Annotated in this window: 19 protein-coding genes; 8 read left to right on the top strand and 11 right to left on the bottom strand. The window is 49.1% G+C overall.

All coding sequences use genetic code 11. The features are described 5' to 3' along the window. The coding region (gene ltrA, locus N836_RS40075) for a group II intron reverse transcriptase/maturase (protein ID WP_023070106.1) at positions 1-1,468 on the top strand (1,468 nt) is incomplete at its 5' end. A 169-nt stretch (positions 1,469-1,637) separates the two neighbouring features. After that, positions 1,638-2,327, top strand: coding sequence for a HEAT repeat domain-containing protein (locus tag N836_RS40070; RefSeq protein ID WP_023070105.1), 690 nt, complete (start codon positions 1,638-1,640; stop codon positions 2,325-2,327). Between the two features lie 121 nt (positions 2,328-2,448). Here N836_RS40070 and N836_RS40065 read toward each other — a convergent pair whose 3' ends face one another. The 3 genes from N836_RS40065 to N836_RS40055 are packed head-to-tail and all read right to left on the bottom strand — an operon-like array spanning position 2,449 to position 5,549. Then, the gene (locus N836_RS40065) at positions 2,449-3,783 is read right to left on the bottom strand and encodes a cytosine deaminase (RefSeq protein ID WP_023070104.1); all 1,335 of its coding nucleotides are present in this window, start codon (positions 3,781-3,783) and stop codon (positions 2,449-2,451) included. 57 nt (positions 3,784-3,840) lie between these two features. After that, positions 3,841-4,644, bottom strand: a complete 804-nt coding sequence (locus N836_RS40060) for an ABC transporter permease (RefSeq protein WP_235070998.1) — start codon at positions 4,642-4,644, stop codon at positions 3,841-3,843. 59 nt (positions 4,645-4,703) lie between these two features. Continuing rightward, on the bottom strand, positions 4,704-5,549 hold the full coding sequence (locus N836_RS40055; protein ID WP_023070102.1) for an ABC transporter ATP-binding protein: 846 nt from the start codon (positions 5,547-5,549) through the stop codon (positions 4,704-4,706). A 103-nt stretch (positions 5,550-5,652) separates the two neighbouring features. On the opposite strand from N836_RS40055, the gene N836_RS40050 reads away from it, so the two are divergent. Continuing rightward, positions 5,653-7,401: a ShlB/FhaC/HecB family hemolysin secretion/activation protein gene (locus tag N836_RS40050; protein ID WP_023070101.1), complete on the top strand. Its 1,749-nt coding sequence runs from the start codon at positions 5,653-5,655 to the stop codon at positions 7,399-7,401. A gap of 6 nt (positions 7,402-7,407) precedes the next feature. Here N836_RS40050 and N836_RS40045 read toward each other — a convergent pair whose 3' ends face one another. The 3 genes from N836_RS40045 to N836_RS40035 all read right to left on the bottom strand — a co-directional run bounded on the left by N836_RS40045 (position 7,408) and on the right by N836_RS40035 (position 12,021). Continuing rightward, positions 7,408-8,394 (bottom strand): glycosyltransferase family 2 protein, encoded by a 987-nt coding sequence (locus N836_RS40045; RefSeq protein ID WP_023070100.1) that lies wholly within the window; start codon positions 8,392-8,394, stop codon positions 7,408-7,410. Positions 8,395-8,409: 15 nt separating this feature from the next. Then, positions 8,410-9,780, bottom strand: coding sequence for a glycosyltransferase (locus N836_RS40040; protein ID WP_023070099.1), 1,371 nt, complete (start codon positions 9,778-9,780; stop codon positions 8,410-8,412). Between the two features lie 552 nt (positions 9,781-10,332). Next, complete coding sequence (locus tag N836_RS40035; RefSeq protein WP_152532012.1) at positions 10,333-12,021, bottom strand: GH3 auxin-responsive promoter family protein; 1,689 nt, start codon at positions 12,019-12,021, stop codon at positions 10,333-10,335. 106 nt (positions 12,022-12,127) lie between these two features. Between N836_RS40035 and N836_RS40030 the strand changes: the two genes are divergently transcribed. After that, the gene (locus N836_RS40030) at positions 12,128-12,616 is read left to right on the top strand and encodes a sterol desaturase family protein (protein ID WP_031291155.1); all 489 of its coding nucleotides are present in this window, start codon (positions 12,128-12,130) and stop codon (positions 12,614-12,616) included. Positions 12,617-12,635: 19 nt separating this feature from the next. On the opposite strand, the gene N836_RS40025 is transcribed toward N836_RS40030, so the two are convergent. Then, positions 12,636-13,367 (bottom strand): aspartyl/asparaginyl beta-hydroxylase domain-containing protein, encoded by a 732-nt coding sequence (locus N836_RS40025; protein ID WP_023070096.1) that lies wholly within the window; start codon positions 13,365-13,367, stop codon positions 12,636-12,638. A gap of 128 nt (positions 13,368-13,495) precedes the next feature. Here N836_RS40025 and N836_RS40020 point away from each other — a divergent pair, with 128 nt between their 5' ends. Continuing rightward, positions 13,496-13,930: a hypothetical protein gene (locus N836_RS40020; protein ID WP_023070095.1), complete on the top strand. Its 435-nt coding sequence runs from the start codon at positions 13,496-13,498 to the stop codon at positions 13,928-13,930. A gap of 74 nt (positions 13,931-14,004) precedes the next feature. On the opposite strand, the gene N836_RS40015 is transcribed toward N836_RS40020, so the two are convergent. Then, positions 14,005-14,916 (bottom strand): LysR family transcriptional regulator, encoded by a 912-nt coding sequence (locus N836_RS40015; RefSeq protein WP_031291152.1) that lies wholly within the window; start codon positions 14,914-14,916, stop codon positions 14,005-14,007. A gap of 157 nt (positions 14,917-15,073) precedes the next feature. On the opposite strand from N836_RS40015, the gene N836_RS40010 reads away from it, so the two are divergent. From N836_RS40010 to N836_RS40000, 3 genes are all read left to right on the top strand, one after another. After that, positions 15,074-15,778, top strand: a complete 705-nt coding sequence (locus N836_RS40010) for a pirin family protein (protein ID WP_023070093.1) — start codon at positions 15,074-15,076, stop codon at positions 15,776-15,778. A gap of 453 nt (positions 15,779-16,231) precedes the next feature. Further along, positions 16,232-17,239: an imelysin family protein gene (locus N836_RS40005; protein ID WP_161634904.1), complete on the top strand. Its 1,008-nt coding sequence runs from the start codon at positions 16,232-16,234 to the stop codon at positions 17,237-17,239. Between the two features lie 148 nt (positions 17,240-17,387). Further along, positions 17,388-18,773 carry a di-heme oxidoreductase family protein gene (locus N836_RS40000; RefSeq protein WP_023070091.1) on the top strand — a complete coding sequence of 462 codons (1,386 nt, stop codon included), beginning with the start codon at positions 17,388-17,390 and terminating at the stop codon, positions 18,771-18,773. 116 nt (positions 18,774-18,889) lie between these two features. Here N836_RS40000 and N836_RS39995 read toward each other — a convergent pair whose 3' ends face one another. From N836_RS39995 to N836_RS76865, 3 genes are all read right to left on the bottom strand, one after another. Continuing rightward, positions 18,890-19,417, bottom strand: coding sequence for a GNAT family N-acetyltransferase (locus N836_RS39995; protein WP_023070090.1), 528 nt, complete (start codon positions 19,415-19,417; stop codon positions 18,890-18,892). An 87-nt stretch (positions 19,418-19,504) separates the two neighbouring features. Further along, positions 19,505-20,041 carry a transposase gene (locus N836_RS76870; protein ID WP_268744293.1) on the bottom strand — a complete coding sequence of 179 codons (537 nt, stop codon included), beginning with the start codon at positions 20,039-20,041 and terminating at the stop codon, positions 19,505-19,507. Between the two features lie 5 nt (positions 20,042-20,046). Next, positions 20,047-20,571 (bottom strand): helix-turn-helix domain-containing protein, encoded by a 525-nt coding sequence (locus tag N836_RS76865; RefSeq protein WP_023070088.1) that lies wholly within the window; start codon positions 20,569-20,571, stop codon positions 20,047-20,049. Between the last annotated feature and the right edge of the window lie 86 nt (positions 20,572-20,657).

The following is a 20,657-nucleotide window of genomic DNA, read 5'->3' as shown; positions in this document are numbered from 1 at the left end:
GACTCAGATCAATGCAGGCCGCAACACGGCTGGGGTTGACAATGTGTTAGTGAAAACGGGCAAAGCACGCGGCCAACTGGTCGATAGCCTTGAGCCCACACCACTTTGGCAGAGTCAGCCCACTCGACGGATATACATTCCCAAAGCCAACGGCAAGGAACGACCGCTCGGCATTCCGACTATACGAGACCGCGCTCACCAAGCGATGGTGAAAGCGGCACTTGAACCGGAATGGGAAGCCCAGTTCGAGGGCACTAGCTACGGCTTCCGCCCTGGCAGAAGCGGTCACGATGCCCTCGGTAAGCTCTACCTTCTATGCTGTCCGCACCGCAGAAAAGCGTGGGTACTCGACGCCGATATCAAAGGCTGTTTCGACCACATCAACCACGACTTCTTGCTTAACGTCCTGGGAACGTTTCCAGGACGCCAGTGGATAGCGCGCTGGCTTAAAGCTGGCTACCTGGAGAAGCACTGTTGGCATCCTACCGCTGCGGGCACCCCGCAAGGTGGTGTCATCTCTCCACTGCTGGCTAACATTGCCCTCCATGGGATGGAAGCCGCACTGGGGGTCAAACGCGACTACCGAGGCTGGTTGAGCAATAGCCGATATGGTGTAGTACGCTATGCCGATGACTTTGTTGTTCTCGCCGAAAGCCAAGCCGATGCAGAGGCCGCAAAGGCCCGATTGCAAGACTGGTTGCATCCCCGTGGGCTCAGGCTTTCAGAGGAGAAAACGCGCATTGTTCATCTACGCCAAGGCTTTGACTTTTTGGGATGTCATATTCGTCACTACCGAGCGCCCAAGACCACACGGACAGGATGGAAACTCCTGATTACCCCGTCCCAGACGGCTATCCGACAGGTCCGCGCCAAGCTCAAAACCCTCTGGCAGAAGGCACACGGCCACCCGATTCGGGACGTTATCAAACAGCTCAATCCCCTTATTCGAGGGTGGGCTAATTACTACCGACCTTGGGTGAGTTCAAAGGTCTTCCATGACCTCGATAGATGGATGTATCTTAGACAGTGGCGCTACCTCAAACGGCAGCATCCTCGACAGTCTAAGCATTGGTGCTATCGGCACTACTGGGGGTACTTTGACCCCAACCATCCACAGTGTCTTGACTTCGGCGATAAATCGTCTGGAGTCTACGTGAAGCAGTTCTCTCGATTCTCGATTGAGCGCCACGTCATCGTCAAAGGATCCGCTTCGATGGATGACCCAACGCTCAAAGGCTACTGGCAACAGCGACTGTCCAAACAAAAGCGTCAGCTCAGACGCTGGCATCGACTGATTGGACAACAGCAACATTACCGGTGCCCGGTGTGTGAGGAATCGCTGTTCAACGGCGAACCTCTCGAACTTCACCATCGCTTACCTAAAAGCCAAGGTGGAAAAGACATCCGCGACAATCTTGAACTACTCCATCGCTACTGCCATCAGAAGGTGCACGCGATGTCTCCCTAAGCGCGAGTGGCTTGAGCCGTGTGCGGTGTAAGTCGCACGCACGGTTCTTAGGGGAGGGGGAGTCAGCGATGGCTCCTCCTTACCCGACTACTCAGTCATCGGCTAATTAACGCGCCCATTGACTAATGGCTCTGATTATAATTTTGCTATAAGACCTATTCGCGCTGTCATGCTTGATCTTGCCGTCCTTGCTGAGAAACTTAAAACCGGTGATCTTAAAGATAAAAAGCTATCGCTGGCAGCTTTGCGAGACGTACCCGGCCCTGATGCTTTAGAGCTGATCAAGCTTGTCCTGGATGATGACAATCAGCAGGTCCGGTCGATGGCAATTTTTGCTCTGGGTGTTAAGCAAACTGAAGAAAGTTTTCCGTTGCTGGTCAAGATTTTAGAAACTGACCCAGACTATGGCATTCGAGCTGATGCAGCAGGTGCTTTAGGCTATTTAGAAGATCTACGGGCCTTTGAGCCGCTGATTCGTTCATTTTATGAAGACACTGATTGGCTAGTGCGTTTTAGTGCAGCGGTATCCCTGGGAAATCTTAAAGACCCACGCGCCCATGATGCTCTGATTCAAGCGCTTCATAGTCCAGAGGTGATTTTGCAACAGGCCGCTATTGCTGCTTTTGGTGAAATTGGTGATTTGAGTGCCATCGATGAAATTCTGGCCTTTGCTCAATCGGATGATTGGTTGGTGCGGCAGCGGCTGGCAGAGGCTCTGGGTAATTTGCCTAGCGAAAAAGGCACGTCAGCCCTGCGATATTTGGCCAAGGATAGTCATCCCCAGGTAGCTGAAGCGGCTCAGATTTCCCTTGACCGCCTGGCTGATCAAGCTTCAAGTCTTGAAGAAGGCGTTTTTTAGGACGGCGACAGCCTAGTACTCTGTGGCATAAGTGTGCTCACTATCAAATGTGGATGAGTTGATGGGTGGATGAAATAGCTGCCAAATTTCTGCTATCGGGTACTAGGCTGTCTGTGGTGGTTTAAAACACCCAGGCATCTAGCTCACTGTAGTCGGGTAGGGTGGTATCGATCGATTGGCCTTGACGGAGGACGACGCGATCGCACTGAGCCCTGGCTACCAATTCATTCAAACTGCGAGCCTTAAAGCAAATCAGATTAGCCGAGCTCCCTGGCACTAATGTTCCCACACCAGTTAGACCCATGAGTTCAGCTGGACGACTGGTCAAACTCAGAGGCCAGTGGTCAAAGGGACGATCCAGGTGCCCAATGCGAACTGATTGTTTGAACACATCTAGTCCATCGTGATCGCCATAGGCATAGAACGGATCGCGGCAGTTGTCGCTAGATAATGCTACTCGGATGCCCTGGTGATGGATTTCATGCAGAATAGTCACCCCTCGGTATCGAGGCGTACGGTTTCGCTGGCGATCCTGCAGGTAGAGATTACACATAGGCAGGCTAACAATGCCGATATTGGCTGCTTTCACCAGCGATAGGGTTTTCTCGACGGTTTCGGCAGACTGTACAGATAGGCTACAGCAGTGCCCGCAGGTGATTGCACCCTGGAAATCATGGCGCAGGGCCGCTTCAGCCACATAGCGCAGGGTGATGTCATCGGGATTGAGGCTTTCATCCGTATGGAAATCTAGATCCAGGCCATAGCGTTTGGCCAACATAAACACCCGGTCTAGCTGGGCGACAATGTCCTCGTTCATATATGCGACTCCCCCGAGGATACCGCCAAATTCTGCCACCAGCTGGGCCAGGGACTCACCTTCAGGGGTCAAAAAGTAATCTAAGGAGACCAGACAAACCGCCTGCAGGGTCAGGCGATCTTGCCACTGACGCCGCAGATGATCAAATACCGTGAAATTAGTGGCTCCCAGGGGACCAAAGCTATCTAAATGGGTGCGAATAGCCTGGGTGCCATGGGCATAGCTGCATTTCAAACCAAATTCCATCCGCTGGTACAGGTCGTCAGGTTGCCAGTTGCTATGGTCTTGCCGGACGGTTTCGAGGGCTCCTATAAAGGTGCCGTCTGGGTTGGGGCAGCGCGGCCAGGTATGCCCTTTGTCAAGGTGGGTATGCATATCCACAAAGCAAGGCCAGATGAGCCCCTGATTGAGATTGACCGCCGGACAAGCGGCCACAGCTGCTTGTCCGGCAGGCAGGATACGGGCGATCGCACCTGCCTGCACTTCTATATCCACTGCGACTAACTCTTCTTGATGGGGAAATGCCTGCAGTGCAGCAATTGGCTCTAATCCTACCGACTCCGCCAAAAAACACAGCGGCACCCGCCCATTGGTCAACCAATAATGGGCCACATCAGGAATTGAAATAAATCCAGCCATAGCTATCCTCAACCCATAGCGCTTCAGCGCAGCCAGTTTCCCACATTGCTGGGCTGCTTAATTCTCCCGTTGCATTGCACTTTCGTGCCAATGGGCCAGGAGTCGATCCGACAGGATCGTCAGACCGACAAAAATCGCAACTCCCAGTACTGTGGTCATGAGCAATGCGGCAAACATGCGAGGAATTTGCAGATTAAAGCTAGAAATCAGAATCTGGTAGGCAATCCCGGAGCGAGTACCGCCGGTGCCTGCCACGAATTCAGCCACCACTGCTCCGATCAGGGCTAAACCGCCGCTAATGCGCAACCCGCCTAAAAAATAGGGAAGAGCGCTGGGAAGCCTCAAATGAATTAACGTTTGCCAGCGGGATGCGCCGTAAATCTCAAACAGGTTTTGCAGATTGTGATCGGCACTGTTAAGCCCTAGGGTGGTATTCGACACAATCGGAAACAAGGCGACAATCCAGGCGCATACAACCAATGCTAAAAACGTGTTGTTCTGTAGCCAGATGATGATCAGAGGTGCGATCGCAACAATGGGTGTCGTTTGCAAAATCACAGCATAGGGAAAGAAACTCCGTTCGACCCACTTACTTTGGGCAAACAAAATAGCAATGATCAGACCTGACACCATTGCAGCCACAAATGCCACCACTGTAATCTGAACAGTCACCAGCAATGAGGGAAACAAATCTCCCCATTCGTCTATCAAGGTTTTGAGCACCAGCCCTGGCCCCGGTAACAAATAGGGAGGCGTATCAGTTACCCGCACAAAAACATCCCAGCCAATCACCGCCACCACACCTACTAAGGCCGGAGCTAGCCAATTCCAAAGTGTTGCCGATCGCCTCTTCTCAAACACCTGTAAATCCCTCTTGATTCATATATCCTCCCTCTTCCCTCTTCCCTCTTCCGCTCTCTTTATCCCACTCCGATACTCTCTGCCACTGACAGTGCGGCCATAATCTCTCGACAATAATGATTAAAATGAGATGATGTCCGAAATGCTTCTGTTCTCGGATAGGTGGCCTCAATTGGGATGTCGGCCACTACTCGTCCTGGACGTGCCGCCATCACGATCACTCGTGTAGACAAATAAACAGCCTCATAAATATTGTGAGTAACAAACAAGACAGTCCAGTGTTTTTCTTCCCATAAATGGAGAAGGTCACTGTTCAGCCGACTACGGGTCATCTCATCCAGTGCGCCAAATGGTTCATCCATCAGCAAAATATGGGGTTTAGTGACCAGAGCCCGAGCAATCGAAACCCGCATTTTCATTCCTCCCGATAGCTGTCTAGGATAGCTATTTTCACAGCCGCATAGATCAACCGTATTAATCGCTGCTTGAATTTTGGCCCGCACTGACCGAAGTGACTGGCCTTTGAGCTTGAGGGGCAAATGAATATTATCCACAACGCTAGCCCAGGGCATCAAAGCCGGATCTTGAAATACAAAGGCTAAATTATGCTGTTCTGGCGGGCATTGCCAGTGGATAGCGCCGTCTGTGGGAGTGCCCAATCCAGCCACTAACTTTAATACGGTGCTTTTGCCACAGCCCGATGGGCCGACGAGGCTAATAAATTCCCCCGCCCCCACTGTGAGATCCACACCCTGTAGGGCTACGGTACCGTTGGGATAAATCTTATCAATGGTCTGAAGGGCAAGCAAAGAGGCTGACATGGCGGCTGTCATAAACGTATTTTTATTAGAGTAACGGCTCTGGTCGGACAGAATCGCTATTTCTGTTACTCTAGACCGCACCATCAAAAGATTATATGTTGAAGGGCATGAATCTTTGATATGTGACCGGGATGCCCTGAAACAGCTCGTAGTTTCTAAAGTGGCCCAATTGCATTGCTATGGGATTATGGCATTGAGAGATAGATACTGTTTATTAGCTAAGGCTTTGCTGGGGTTGGGACAATGTAGCTGTTTACTGTTTTATCCGGCTATTAGTCAGAACGCTGCCACTGCTCTATGGGCTCAGGTATCACCGATCCCCACTAATAATCCTCCAGAAACACCACTGCCAGAGGAACCGCTGCCGCCATCCCTACCGTCGCCGGAGGAGTTGCTGTCTCCTGGTGAGCTAATATTGCCAGATGATGGTCTAGGTGAGGGAGAGACTACATTTTATGTGGCTGATATTGAGGTCGTTGGTAGTACGGTCTTTGACCAGGCGGATCTAGCCGATTTGCTGGATCAATATCGAAATCGTCAGGTGAGCTTTAATGAGCTTTTAGAGCTGAGAACGGCGATTACCGAACGGTATGTGGATGCTGGTTACCTGACCTCAGGGGCGCTGATTCCACCGCAAACTGTTGTGGACGATATTGTCGTGATTCAAGTAATTGAGGGGAAACTAGAGGAGGTTATTGTCAGGGGAACTCAGCGTTTAAATCCTGACTATATTCGCAGTCGAGTGGGGCTGGTGGCTCAGCCTCCCCTGAATGTGGAGCGTTTGCTGTCGGGGTTACAGCGTCTGCAGCTCAATCCGTTGATTGAGACGGTGTCTGCTGATTTGCAGGCAGGGGTAAGGCAGGGGACCAGTTTGCTGGTAATCAATATCGTTGAGGCAGATTCGTTTGCTGTGAATACGAGTCTGGCTAATAATCGGTCGCCTAACATTGGGGGGACTCAGGTTGGCCTTGGTGTTGATGAAGGCAATCTATTTGGAATTGGCGATCGCATTACCCTGGATTATAAACATACCGATGGCAGCGACGGTGTGGACTTTAGCTATACTCTGCCGGTCAGCCCCAATAATGATACGCTGCGGCTGGCGGCTGGTTATTCTGATAGCCAGGTGATTAATTCAGCCTTTTCGGTACTCGATATTTCGTCTGACAGTGCGTACTATGAGTTGGGCTATCGCCACCCTTTGGTGGAAACTCCGACCCAGCTATCAGCTCTGGGGCTGACTCTCTCCCATCAATCCAGTCAGACTCGTTTAGGGATCGAGGATATTGGGCCATTTCCCCTATCGCCTGGTGCCGATGAGAATGGTCGCACTCGCATCAGTGCTGTGCGCTTTTTTCAAGAGTGGACCCAGCGCAGTCAACGTCATGTGCTAGCCGCGCGATCGCAATTTAACGTTGGGCTTGATCTACTCGATGCCACCATCAATGACGATGAACCCGATAGTCGTTTCTTTTCCTGGCGAGGGCAGGGACAATGGGTAAAACTGTTGGGCAAACCAGACCAGCTCTTTTTTCTCAGAGGGGATATTCAGCTCACCACCGATGATTTATTATCTCAAGAAGAGTTTAGTTTAGGCGGTGGCCAAAGTGTTCGAGGCTATCGGCAAGATGCATTACGGCGAGATAATGGGGCCCTGTTATCCGCAGAACTACGCTGGCCGATTGCACGGGTGCCAGAACTGGATGGCGTATTACAGATTACACCTTTTATAGACATTGGCACTGTCTGGAACAATGACGGCAGCTCACCAGGGCCAGATACGCTGGCAGGCACTGGTTTAGGACTACTCTGGCAACAGAGTGACAATTTGTCTGCCCGTTTAGACTGGGGGATACCCCTGGTGGAGCTAGACACAGATGATAACGGGTTGCAGGATAGTGGAATTCACTTCTCAATCCGATACACGCCGTTTTAACCAAGACTACCGGCTTTTAGCCGTTAACTGCCGGTGCCGATTGGTGAGATAGCGATTTACCCGATGTTCTAATTTGTCAATGACGTCAGTTAGACGATTACTGCCCATACCAAACGTTAACTTGCGGGCCAGTGGCTTGGTGAGAGTGCCGTAGCGTCGCCAGCCCAATTTTTTGTATTTTGATTTGAAATAGCCATCTTCTACTAAATCCCATTTTTCCCGCAGGTGTTTAAGACTCTCCAGCGTCCAGGCATCACTCCACCGCAGCATATAGTAGTGCACATCCGCGAGCTGTTGAGGCGGGCCTGGAACATAGGTTACTACCGCAGCGGGGTCAAAATAGACGCTCTTGCCTACCCCCCGCACTGTCATACAAAAGTCCAGATGCTCTTTTGTATTCCGCATCGCTTCATCAAGCTGACCAATGTCATCAAAGATTGAGCGTCTTACCAAAACACAGTGAAATTCTGCCAGTTCTGTGGGTTCGCGCTGTAGTCGATCACGCACATCAGCCAGCTGTTTGCCCTGATGCAGCATTTTCTCCCGTATCCGCCTACGCCCTAGTTTATCCACCCACACATGGGATTCTCCCCCTGCAAAATGAATTTCCTGATGGATGGGTTCATGTTGACACATCAAAGGGCCAACGACGGCTGCATCGGTGTCTTCTGCACATTGAACTAGTGCTTTGAGCCAACCGGGAGAGACGACAACATCATTATCGACAAAGACAATATACTGAGTGTCGGCATGCTGCAGCCCGATATTTCTAGCCTCGTTGGGATAGAGATATCGTTCGGTGCGGATGAGTTTAAACCCTTTTTCTAGGGATTGCTGTTCTAAAGACTGTTTTAACTCTTTAGGAGAATTGCCATCCACATAGATCAAGTTGAAGTCTATTTGTGTATGTTCATAGATGCTATTGAGGGATGTTTGAGCGTAGCTAAAACGTTCTCGGGGGACAACAATTAAAGTGACGTTAGGCGTAGTCATAACCAATGTTCTGTTTTATTTGAGAGGGGACAATAAATACTCAGATGATTTGTCAGGAGATGACACGGCTTTTAAGGAGAGAGCCTGCCAATGATCGACTAACAAAGCCCTGTAGCGTTGCACCAGGAGATCGTTGAGGTGATCTAAATTGTAATGATGTTCTACAAACGACCGCCCGGCTTGACCCATGGCAGGCCACTGTTCTGGATGGGCAAGTAAAGCATTGAGTCTGTCTGCTAAAGCCTCAACATCTCGTTCAGGGACAAGATAACCGGATACACCGTCTTCCACCAGTTCGGGAATACCGCCATGGTGAGTGCTAATGACGGGTAGTCCCATGGCCATCGCTTCTTTGAGCACATTGATGGGGGCATCCTGATTGCCATCGGCGGCGGTGATGCTAGGAGCAATAAACAGATGACATTGGTCTAGGAGTTGAATAATTTCTGTTTCATTTTTCCAGCCAAGCAGGTGAATGTAAGATTCAGCTTGTAACTCTTGGATAATCGCTGTTAATGCTTCCCGTAATGGACCATCGCCAATGATGGAATAGGTAAGATTGGGATAGTGTTTGGCGACGCTAGCAACGGCTCGAATGGCGTATTCAATGCCTTTTTTTTCTACCAGTCGGCCTGTCGTCGCAATATGAACTGGTTCTCCAGGATCTAACTGGCGCAGACGCAGACTAAATTTACCAACATCCAGCCCGGAAAAATGAACGGCTATTTTTTCAGCGGGCCAGCCTAAGTTAATCACACGCTGCCGAAAAAACTCACAGTTTGCTAAACAATAGTCTGCATGCTGGAAAGGCCGAGTATAGACGTTTGGACCGTTTTGCTGGACGTAGTGGCTAATATCAAACCCACGAAACATGATCAAGAGCTTGGGGGTGGGAGATAGCAATTGCTTAAATGCCATACCCCGATAGCTTTGGGTGCCAAATTGACAGTGGATAATGTCGTAGTCGTAGTTGTCTGGGCGTTGGAGCAACGAGGCTGCAGTATAAAGCAGCCACAGGTTCATCGCTTGTTGCCCATAGGCGAACATGTTTAATGACCGGGCGATTAGTTTGGGCGCTTTGAAGAAATTGATAATGAGCAGCCACAACCCTTGCAGAAGTCGCCAAATATGGTCTTCAGGAACTTTATGCAGCGCGTAGGTGCGTTCCCAAAGGCGATAACGGCTGACATCGGGGTGGATTGTATCCCAACTATGGAGATTTTGAGTATAGATATCAACCTCATGTCCTCGATCCAGCAGTCCTGTGATCTGGTTGAGGACAAAGGTCTCCGACAACATCGGAAAATTGTTGACTAAAAATGCTATGCGTATGGGTTTCTCTCTATGCACGGTTTGAAATCCCGCAAACGTTTGATAGTAGGGCATTGCCAGCACTGGTGTGACAAACTCAAAACATGATTTGGTCTGACACCTTCTGGTATTTTCATGGGTAGATAAGCGTGTCCGGATTCCAGATATAAATATGCTTCTTCACTGTGAATCACCGTAGGATTTTAGATCCAGGGCTTTTTTGCCAAATGCTAATGAGCCTTGGTATTTTAATCACAGCAGCAGCAAGCTGAGAGATGCTATGGCATGATGTTCTATACTCGATACATGCCCTGCCCCATAAGCATTTGAAGGGGCTAAACCTGATAATTGGTTTATTCTAGATATAGATTTCAAATGCCTGTAGTCATCTGAGCCAAATTTGATTCTGTCATAGTGGTTTTGGCTGGAGGACATCAGGCGTGATGGACTAGCAGGGCTGTAGCATGACTGTTTTTGCGAACATCGCCCTGGTTGCTAGGGTAACCAGTCTCTTAATCTATGGTTAGAGATTGTTTTTTAGGAAATGTTGTAGAGAGAGTAGTTGTAGTAGTGTGTGAGACTTTCTGCGGGTGATAAAACTTGCGACAGTGCTCTAGTTTGACGATTTTAACGGATTTGGTGAGTGATGGTGATGCCCTCTAGCAGTGTGCGATCGCTACTAATATGGGCCAATTTCACCTGAGCATCATCAAAAATCCCCGATTTTAGCTGCCGCTGTCGCAGCTGTTTAAAGCTCCCAGGAGCTAGTATATTGAGCTGAGGTGCCGTGATATCATTCTTCTGTCGTTTGATGCCATAGGATTCATTAGCCTGTTGCATCTGTTGATCAAAGGCCTGCAGCAACCGTTTAGGGTTGGGCAGCATTGTCTCACCCGATAGTTCCAAGTTAAGTAGATAATAAGGCTCAACCAGAGACTCTGACAGAGTGACGCAAAAATCCTCGATCGGCCAAGCCTCTTGTTGCAATGCTGCCATTACCTGGGTCACATGGTATTCGGTCGTCTTTTCTGAAATGGCTGAGAGAGTGCCGCCCTGGCGATAGCGAAAAACAATTATTGGGACTCCATGGCGCATCGCGATTACCTGGAGGATGTCGCCAATGTCGTAACGGCAGAAGCCTGAGTAGTTAGTCACCAGGACGCGATAATATTCGCCGACCTGCAGCTGATGGGGAAGCAACGTTTTCGGATTTTTTTTGTCCCATTGATCAGGGGCAATAAACTCAAAAAAATTGGTTTTGAGGGCTAAAATTGCGCCATCTTGATCAAGCTGACAGCAACTGCCAAATACGGCTTCTGATGCAGAGTAGGTACCGCCAAAAATGGGAGTCTGACCAAAATATTCATCAAAACGCTCAAAGTAAAAGTCAGATGGACCACCCCGAGCGGTAATCAAAAAGGCTAACTGGGGCCACACGTGACGAGGTAGCAAGCGACCGTGGTGTTCCAATAGCGTCTGTAGCTGTTGGGCTCGCTTGGGTTGGGGCGATAGTTTTGTCTGGAGCTGTTGTCGTAAGGCTGGCTGCAGGTCGATATCTTCAGAAATCGTGCCCTGCCCGATGTCGTCGATTAGCTGGGAGCCAAAGCGTTCTAAATAGGCGCATAGCTGCAGCATAATCAGGGGAAAGTTGGCTGCTAGATACGTTAATCGCTCTTGCCGCAAACCAAATAGCAAACAGATATAGTTACGAGCGGCTGTATTGCTGACTAATAGGGCTTGGTAGGGCTGGGCAAACAGCTGTTTGAAGACAAAAGACTGGGTGCTACGGAGCTGGTTGCCACTAACGTGACCATAGGTGATATTGCCCTGCTTAGTTTTACCTAGCGGGTTAATCAATGTGGTGAGTAAAAGCTGACCGACTGAGTTGCCTTTGGCCTGAGCCTGTTCAAAGGCGTACCCCATTGCCACCTGGTTAGCATAGGCTCGGGTTTGCTGCACCCGTTTGGTAATGGGGACAAGTTTACGACTGCCGGTGGAGCCGCTGCTCATATTAAAACTTTTCACGGGCAAGGGTGACACCACGTTCGCCTCCCCAGTGGCGGCTCGCTCAAAGTATGGAGCATAGTCATCGTAATGCCAACGAGGTACCTGCTGTCGAAATTCCTCAATGCTACTGATGCGCTCCAGATGTAATGCCTGCCCTAAAGCTGTCCCTTGCTGTTCTTGCAGTAATTTTTGGAGAAATCTGGCTTGAATGGCTTGGGCCTGGGGTAGCTGGCTGGTAAAGGCTCGCTGCTGCCACTGGGCGGCCATTGCAAACACGTACAGGGGAGCATGGGATATAGGCGACTTCACAATCTGTCTTGTCTGCGTAAAAATATTTCACAATAATCACAATAATAAGATGAAGCAGCGGGCTTACTTGTGTTTGTCTCTGCGTTCATCGTTAATGGAGTTACCAATGCCCCAGCCTATCGTTTTAACCATTAGCTTTGTCGCAGCCTTTGTGTTTGCCAGTTTTGTTGAGTATTGGCTGCATCGGCTGATGCATGCGTCTCCGAAAGTGGGTCAGCGCCACCGTGACCACCATCGTCGTAATGAAGGCCAGGGGGTGCTGTGGGAGTTTCGTGACTATGTGTTGGGAAGTGCGATCGCAATGGCCATCCCCTTCATTTTTTCCCTGACTGTCGGTTTAGGCTGGGCCAGCGGGGCGCTGGTATATGCGGCATTCTCCGCCTATGCCCACCAGCTCCAGCACGAAAACCCCCGCAAGTGCTTCTGGATGAAAATGCCGGTCCACTATGTTCACCATAAGTACGGCATGTGGCATCACAACTTTGGTCTGGGCGTCGACTGGTGGGACCATATTTTTGGCACTTACAAACCAGTCGAGTGGCCAGCTGAAGACGATCTACCTGAGCTGTCCATGCTAGCCGTGCGCTGGTGGTAGAGGCTAGCATGCAACGCCCCTACCGGCCAAAGCTTTCATAGTTTTCTTGAGCCTGCTTCACTTGGGGCGACAGCGTTAGCAGTTTAGAGACAGCGGCATTGACCCAGGACAGCGGCCAATTAAATGGCCGCTCAATATCCAAAAACAGCACGACCCGGTAGCCATCGGTGTCATTCCATACCTCGTGGTAGTACGTATCATCAAAGATCAAGCTTTTGCCCTCTTCCCAATGGGTGATCGTATTATCCACACGAATACGGCAGGCTTCTTTCGGTTCAGGTACTCGCAGCCCCAAATGATAGCGAATCAGTCCCTTATGTTTGCCCCGATGTTCAGGGATATGTTTACCCGGTGCCAAAATCGAGAAGAAAGCCACCTTTAACCCGGGAATATCCTTCAGCAGTGCCCAGGTTTGCGGGCACTTCTCACAATTTTTAGTGGCAACAAAGCCAAAGGCACAGAAATAATAGGTCTTCCATTTGTTATCTGGACTGATCCGATTCTGACGCGGCATAATGTCCTGAAAGCTGGGCAGGGCATTAACGTCAGCCAGTACCTGATCCAGCTCCTGACGAATCACCTGCCAGTTTTTTTCCAGCTGTGTGGCCCAGGCAAAGGTTTCTGACGGAAAAATCGGCGCATTGCCCAATGGCGATGAGTCGCCTAGCCAGGCTTCAAATCGACGATACCAGGGACGGTCAAAAATTGGATGAATGGGCGTATCTGGGCTTTGGGGCTGAGTAATCTGCATAGACGACACGGTTATTAAGACAAGCTAAAAAACACTCCAAAAACCCGGTAAAACCCGTAGTTACATAAGCGTAAAGATATAGTATCTGGTTAGGTCCTCATCATGCTCCCTTCACCTTTCGCTGACCGATGAAACTGTATTTGTTTCCTGCCCTGGCTGCTTTGACCGTCTGTGTGACACCTGCGATCGCTCAGGTAATTCCCGCTGAAAATACCCCTGAAGTAGCGACGGTGGTTGATCAAGAAGGCTACTCTGTGATGCTTGGCGACAGCGTTGACCGTATGGAACTAGAATGTCGTGCCTATCTGGCTGTGAGCTTTCCCAACGGAATAATCGACCCTGCTTACTTGAGAGAAGACCTGGAAGCAACTTTTTTAGAAGCTGGCCGCCGGGGAGGCATCGCGCCGGATACCCTCTATGACTCCAGTGAGGTCATCGCCAATCGTGTCGGTGAACTAATGGAACTCAGCAGTAAAGTCATTGATTTAGAGTCAGGCATAAAGCTGCAGTTTCTCTATGAGGAAATGGAAGAATTTGTCTGTGAACGACTAGCAAAGGGCTAAGGATACTGGTTCAAGGTTGTACAGGCAACATCCTTGAACGGCTACGGCATCCCATGCCCAGAGCACGAGTTTGGTTAAACGCCAGGGCCCGGCGGGTGCTCCCCAAATCGCTGCTGCAAAAACGCTGTCAGCAACTGCACCTTAGTCGAGAGATGCCGATTCGTTGGATATATCACACACAGGGATAATGCCCGAGGCCGATAGTCTGGCAAAATCTCTTGCAAGCTGCCCTGCTCCAACCCCTGTTGAACAATAAACTGAGGCAGCAGCACAATTCCCAGTCCTTGCATGGCCGCATCCCGAAGTACTTCGCCATTGTTAGAACACATTGCCCCATTGACACTGACGCTAATGTCTTCTCCTTGGGGGCTAGCCAATACCCACTCGTGACGACTGGCAAGCTCACCATAGGCCAAACAGCTATGGTGACGTAAATCCTCAGCCGACGTTGGATGACCATGCCGCTCCAGGTAACCAGGAGCAGCACACAGCACACAGCTGAGCTGAGCCAGTTCATGCACTACCAGCCGAGGTGAAGGCTCTGACTGAGCAATGCGCAGGGTCAGGTCAAATCCTTCTGTCAACGGATCAATAAACCGATCCTCCAGGGTGAGTTGCACCTGTACTTCAGGATATTGAGCCATAAATTCTGCAATGACCGGCCCCAAGTGCAACGTACCAAAGGTCATCGGCGCATTGACTCGCAACGTGCCTACTGGTTCAGCTTGGGCTTGAGAGACCGCTATTTCCGCTTCTTCCAAGTCGGCCAAAATGCCCAAGCACCGCTCATAAAAAGCCGTCCCGGTTGCTGTTGGCGTCACCTGGCGGGTACTGCGCTGCAGCAGACGTACGCCTAGCTCTGTTTCCAAAGTGATAACCAGTTTATTGACCGCTGAACGCGACATGCCCATGTCCCTGGCGGCGGCAGCAAAACCACCCGCCTCCACCACCTGCACAAATGCATGAATGGCTGCAAATTTATCCACGACACCTCCAAGCAATATGAGCATTTTCATTGTCCTTTAAAAAGCGACAATTTGTCCATAAAATTTATTATTGTCATTTTTTAGATTGCAATCCATAATTAAATCAGTTCTAAATCAGTTCCAACCCATCCAAAACAACCGGCGGGAGGTAAAAACCATGATCACCATTCGTTCCGCATCAGAAAGAGGTAGTGCCAATTTTGGTTGGCTCGACAGCCGCCACACCTTCTCTTTTGGTAACTACTATGACCCGGCCTATATGGGATTTTCTAGTCTACGGGTCATTAATGAAGACAAGGTGGCTTCTGGACAGGGATTTCCTACCCATAGCCATCGCGATATGGAGATTATTTCCTACGTTATTGATGGCGCGTTAGAGCACAAAGACAGCATTGGGACTGGTTCAGTTATTCGCCCTGGAGATGTGCAGCGAATGTCTGCAGGTACTGGCATTAGCCACAGCGAGTACAATGCCTCAAAAGAGAATTCGGTACACTTTCTCCAAATATGGGTGTTGCCCGAAAAACAAGGCATTGAGCCTGGGTATGAACAAACTTACTTTAGCCCTGAAGAGAAACAGGGCAAACTACGGCTTGTTGGTTCCCACGATGGTCGCGATGGCTCTATCACCATCCATCAGGATATGAATCTCTACGCGGCTCGATTGACAACAGATGAACAAGTTGACTATACGCTTCAGGCTCACCGTGCTGTCTGGATACAGGTAGTGCGTGGAGGCATCAACCTGAATGGGAGTCTTCTCAGTGCGGGGGATGGCGCTGCAATCACAGGCTCTGAAACGTTGGTTATAACCGGACAGACAGACGATGCTGAAATTCTGTTATTTGACATGACTGCTTGAAAGTCAGTTATGGTCAAATAGCCATAACCCTCCATGGGCGAGCAGTTAGATATACGTTTGCCAGAGAGAGTTTTATCAGATCCTTACTTTGAGGCCAGAGATTGTCTCAAAGTAAGGGTTTTTTCGGTGTTTATAGATATTAACTGCCTGTAATGCTCGCTACGTCGTGAAACTGACTTCGTAGTATTGTAAGCAATGAGTTCTTTGTTCATTAGCGCTCTTGTTAGCGCTCTTGCTTGCTATCGATGTCAGGTGCCAAAAAGGTAGACCAGTGTTTATAAGCCAATGGGGCGGGGATTTTTCAGCTGATAGTTCCCTGCCATAGGAGTCACAATATCAGTATGCCTGACTTTCGTTGCAAAATATGTAGTGTGCATCCCTATGTCAAATTTGATTGATGAAAATTGTCCGAGAGTTACCAATGTTAATCGTTGCTTAAGACAAAGTGTGATCATGCTTTTCGCCTCAATGTTGGGCGCTGGGGCTGGTTATGCTTTAGAACCAGATCTTGAAGTTGCTATGAAGCAACTCAATGAGCAGTTTTCTACGAGTGTGATTATTCCTGGCTATGAAGCGTTGGGGGGCCAAATGGAACGTTTGGTGTTGGCAACGCAGTCATTTGAGGCTGAGCCAACAGAGGCTAATCTAGCTGCTGTACGCACTGCCTGGTTGGCGGCTGTATCTAGCTGGACCAGCACTAATACTGTTGCATTTGGGCCTGTTCATTCTCTTGGTTACAGCACTGCATTAGAGTTTCCCGCCGATGAGGCCGGTATTGATACCCTGTTAGCTACTACCGCTGAGACAGAAGCCTTTGATGTTGAATCGTTGTTACCCTCTTTGCAGGGATTTGAGGCAATGGCTTATCTTTTGGGAACGGCGAACAACAAAACAGCAGCCGATTTTTCAAACCAGGAACGTCGCTATCTAAGTGCGCTTGTAGTTAGGGCTGATGGGGTGACAACCGATCTGTTGACGGTTTGGCAAACAGGCTGGAATAGTAATCCTGCCTATGGAACGTTGTTGTCTACTGCGGGTAGCCCAGGCAATCATCTCTATTTATCTGTAGAGTCTGGGTCTGAGGAGATTATTCGTAGTATTGTCAATAGCTTAGAGGTTATTTCTGCTGAAGAGCTTCCTGATATTTTAGAGGCCTCAGAGCTACTGGCAGAGTCACCAGATACGACTACTCTGCAGCTGTTAAGTAGCGGTATACAAGGGATTCAGTCAGCCTATGTAGGAACTACTGCTGAGCTTGGGATGGGGGTGAGTGGCCTGGTTGCGATCGCAAACCCCACCATCGACCAGCAAATCCAATCATCCCTGGTTACCGCTCTAAACAGCATCGACCAAGCGATCAGTGATCCCACCAACACGGTCCCATTGTTTCAGGCTCAGCGATCAGTTGATATTGCCTTTGAGCTGTTGCAAACAGAGATTTTGCCCTTAGTACAAAACTAATTTCAGCTCTGTTAGCAGCGCTAAAGCGTCCCACATTCAGGTAATGAAGCTTGAAAAGCAATTTTCTAGCGTTTTCGTCCTGATGCTTACTCGGATGCAGCAGCCAATAGGCCGCTGCCTGCTTGTGTAATCTACCAATATTTACAGTATGCAATTGAACCTATCTTTAGGGGCTTTATCTAAACGCCTGCGATTTACTCTGGTTGTTTTGTTTACCGCTGTGTTTACGATATTAGCGGGAATTTTTCTCTCAGTTTCAGTCAATGCCCAAATGTCTCCTGCAGCGGGAGACGCTACCGCCTTTAATCGCACCTCCAGTGCTTATGAAGAAACACCCCCAAATCTGGTTGACTGGGAAACTGAGGATCATGACTTAGGTGACGAAGTTTTTGAAGAGGCCTTTGTATCTACCCCTGGAACTGAACGATCTGGACTAGGGCCTACATTTAACAATGCGTCCTGTGTTAGCTGCCATATTCGTAACGGTCGCGGTATGCCAGAACCTGGCCAATTACTGTTGCGAGTCACCGATGGAGAAGCTACGGCTCAACAGACGACTACAGCCAAGGCAGATATCCTCAACAATGCACCTCCTGTCGAAGGTTTGGGTAACCAGATTCAAGACTTTAGTATTGTTGGTGAAACTCCAGAAGCCAAAGTTAATATCCTTTGGCAAGAAAACGCAGGAACATACGCTGATGGTACTCCCTATCGATTGCGATCGCCCCAGTTTGATGTGATCCTTGCCAACGGTGAGTCATTACCTGATACTGTTCAAATCTCTCCTCGGATTCCTCCCCATGTATATGGTCTGGGGCTGCTAGAAGCTATTCCTGAGGCTGATATTCTGGCCCTGGCTGACCCGGACGATCGCGATGGTGACGGTATTTCTGGACGACCTAACCGAGTTTGGGATGAACAGACTCAGTCAGTAACCTTGGGACGCTTTGGTTGGAAAGCCAATTCTCCTAACCTGCTGCAACAAAGTGCCGACGCCTACCTCAATGATATGGGCATTACCAGCCCTCTGTTTCCTGCAGAAGACGGCTCCACAGAAATCGATCAGGAAAAACTAGTGTTGGCTGCGGCCTATGCTCAAACCTTAGCGGCTCCTGCCCGTACCCTGATGGACAATCCACAAGTGCAACAAGGTGAAAAGTTATTTGCGGATGCTAGCTGCACGGCTTGCCATGTTGCCACTTTCCGTACAGGTGAGCATAAATATCCAGCCTTGCAAAATCAAGAGATTCATCCTTATACAGACATGCTGCTCCACGATATGGGTGATGAGCTTGCCGACAATCGAGCTGATTTTGAAGCCAGTGGTCAAGAATGGCGGACACCGTCCCTCTGGGGTGTGGGGCTAGCCCAAACTGTATTGCCCTACTCAGGATATCTGCACGATGGTCGTGCCCGCACCTTTGAAGAAGCAATTCTCTGGCACGGAGGCGAAGCAGAAATGTCTAAAGTAGCTTTCGAAACCATGTCTGCTGAAGATCGCAATGCGTTGGTTCGTTTTTTACAGTCGCTTTAGGGACGCTGTTGATAGCAGTGAAAACCGTAGCTAACAAAATCTAGAAGATGGCTGACGAATATGCGCCCACAATTTGCGGGCGCATGTTTTGTTATGTGGTGTAGTTTTTGAGAGTGTTAGCCTGGCATATTTTCCTTACTCAAAACCCATTGGTTAACAGTTTGGTGGAAGGTGAGCCAGCCTGGTGTTGTTTCATAGGTTTTGACCAGTTCAAAGCCTACTTTGGCTAAAGTTTTGTTTGGGGCTGGATTCAATGCGTAGGGTTCACAAAATAGATTTTGAAGATTAAAGGTCTGAAAATATTTGTTAATACTTTGGTTAACGAAATAAACTCCATGACCAGTCTGACGGTTTTGGGGCTGCCAGAGATGCAAATGCATGTAAGCTTCCTGACCAAAGACAATTTTATTAATATTGGAGTGACCCACAGGACGGTTATCTAATTCCCATATCAGATAGTAAAACTGCTTGTCGGGTAGTGGGCGGTTTAGATCTTGATTGAGAAGGCTTTTCCAACTATCAGCATCAGGTAACTTATTGGGATTTACTCCCATTCCTTGCAGGAATTCATGCTTGGCCTCTAGAAAATAAGCAATTATTTGATCAATGTCATCAGGTTCAAGTTCTCTAATTGTTCTATTCAAGAATCTTCACCTCAGTTGTGTTGATTTGTAATCTACCTCCTTGCCTGTAAAAACTGATTATGAAGGTTAGACTAATCTATAGCTTTCCTACTTGATTAATGAGAATGTTCCATACATGTGCATTTTTGGGAAATCAAAAATCTCCAGTGCGCAGAATTGTTCAAATAATGCCTTGAGCCCTATAAAAGAAGGCTTTAATCCAGCCATGCGTCTGACCCACGTTTTCGTCTGTAACCACACATCTTCAATCGGATTTTGAGTCGGATCATTGGGCGCAAATCGAACACAATGTATTCGCCACTTGGATTCTGGCAGACCGGAGTTCAAGGCGCTTAGGGCAGATTTTACTTCTTGAGCGCGATGGTAACTGGCCCCGTCCCATAAAATTAGCAAGCGCTGGTCTGGAAACTGCCGTTGCAAAAACTTCAGGTAGGCCAATGTACACGCCGTATTCCCCTTGTCTTGCGCCTCAATGAAGACACGCTTACTCAGTAAATCCAATGCCCCATAGTAGGTTTGTCGTTCCCGCTCATTGATCATGGGCACCTCGACTCGCTGGTTGCGACGTCCCCAAACATAGCCTTCCAGATCACCACTCATCAGATGACATTCGTCGACAAACAAGACTCTCAACTTGCCGCATTCAATCTCGGTTCGATAGCGTGCCAATAGCCGTTCGATGTCGGCTTTTTTTTCGCAACCAAAGCTGAATCTTTCTTAGGATTGACTTTACTCGTTTTCTTCCAACTCAGTCCCGCTGACTCAAACAAATCGTAGTAACTCTGTTTAGATTCATAACTCACCCCATATTCACTGGCCAGGTGATACTCCAATTCATTCAACGTCCAAATATCTTTGCTTCCTAACCACTCGATAACCGCTGTCTTTTGCGCATGACTCAAATAGCTTTGGCGGCCTTTGTGCCGAGGAGCAAAGCTACTGACTCCTTCGGCTCCATACGCCTGTTTCCACTTCGCGATAAAGCCCATCGAGACGTCCAGAATGCTGACGATTGATTCATAGGTATGCTCTTGATAGAGCAGTTTAACCGCCAGGGCTTTCTTCACCTGACGACTATCACGTTGCGTCTTGATGAAGGCTTTCAATTCCTCGATAGCAGAGGTGTTACTGGAGGATGTTGTTTCCGAACTCATAACGATAAGCAGAGGCGATGCTCTGATGGATACAGGTTCTCTGATCTTACCGATCTACCCTCAAGAATCAAGGCGGATGACTATAG

This window comes from Leptolyngbya sp. Heron Island J (genome assembly GCF_000482245.1).
Classification (GTDB): domain Bacteria; phylum Cyanobacteriota; class Cyanobacteriia; order Phormidesmidales; family Phormidesmidaceae; genus Leptothoe.
This window is presented reverse-complemented; position numbering and strand designations above follow the sequence as displayed.

What these genes read in the sequence shown, in the direction of transcription:
- N836_RS40045 (WP_023070100.1), bottom strand. Translation starts at nt 8,394, where the DNA reads ATGACTACGCCTAACGTCACTTTAATTGTTGTCCCCCGAGAACGTTTT.
- N836_RS40005 (WP_161634904.1), top strand. Translation starts at nt 16,232, where the DNA reads ATGCTTTTCGCCTCAATGTTGGGCGCTGGGGCTGGTTATGCTTTAGAA.
- N836_RS40065 (WP_023070104.1), bottom strand. Translation starts at nt 3,783, where the DNA reads ATGGCTGGATTTATTTCAATTCCTGATGTGGCCCATTATTGGTTGACC.
- N836_RS40025 (WP_023070096.1), bottom strand. Translation starts at nt 13,367, where the DNA reads ATGCAGATTACTCAGCCCCAAAGCCCAGATACGCCCATTCATCCAATT.
- N836_RS40070 (WP_023070105.1), top strand. Translation starts at nt 1,638, where the DNA reads ATGCTTGATCTTGCCGTCCTTGCTGAGAAACTTAAAACCGGTGATCTT.
- N836_RS40010 (WP_023070093.1), top strand. Translation starts at nt 15,074, where the DNA reads ATGATCACCATTCGTTCCGCATCAGAAAGAGGTAGTGCCAATTTTGGT.
- N836_RS40055 (WP_023070102.1), bottom strand. Translation starts at nt 5,549, where the DNA reads ATGGTGCGGTCTAGAGTAACAGAAATAGCGATTCTGTCCGACCAGAGC.
- N836_RS40030 (WP_031291155.1), top strand. Translation starts at nt 12,128, where the DNA reads ATGCCCCAGCCTATCGTTTTAACCATTAGCTTTGTCGCAGCCTTTGTG.
- N836_RS76865 (WP_023070088.1), bottom strand. Translation starts at nt 20,571, where the DNA reads ATGAGTTCGGAAACAACATCCTCCAGTAACACCTCTGCTATCGAGGAA.
- N836_RS40000 (WP_023070091.1), top strand. Translation starts at nt 17,388, where the DNA reads ATGCAATTGAACCTATCTTTAGGGGCTTTATCTAAACGCCTGCGATTT.
- N836_RS40040 (WP_023070099.1), bottom strand. Translation starts at nt 9,780, where the DNA reads ATGCCCTACTATCAAACGTTTGCGGGATTTCAAACCGTGCATAGAGAG.
- N836_RS40020 (WP_023070095.1), top strand. Translation starts at nt 13,496, where the DNA reads ATGAAACTGTATTTGTTTCCTGCCCTGGCTGCTTTGACCGTCTGTGTG.
- N836_RS40050 (WP_023070101.1), top strand. Translation starts at nt 5,653, where the DNA reads ATGGCATTGAGAGATAGATACTGTTTATTAGCTAAGGCTTTGCTGGGG.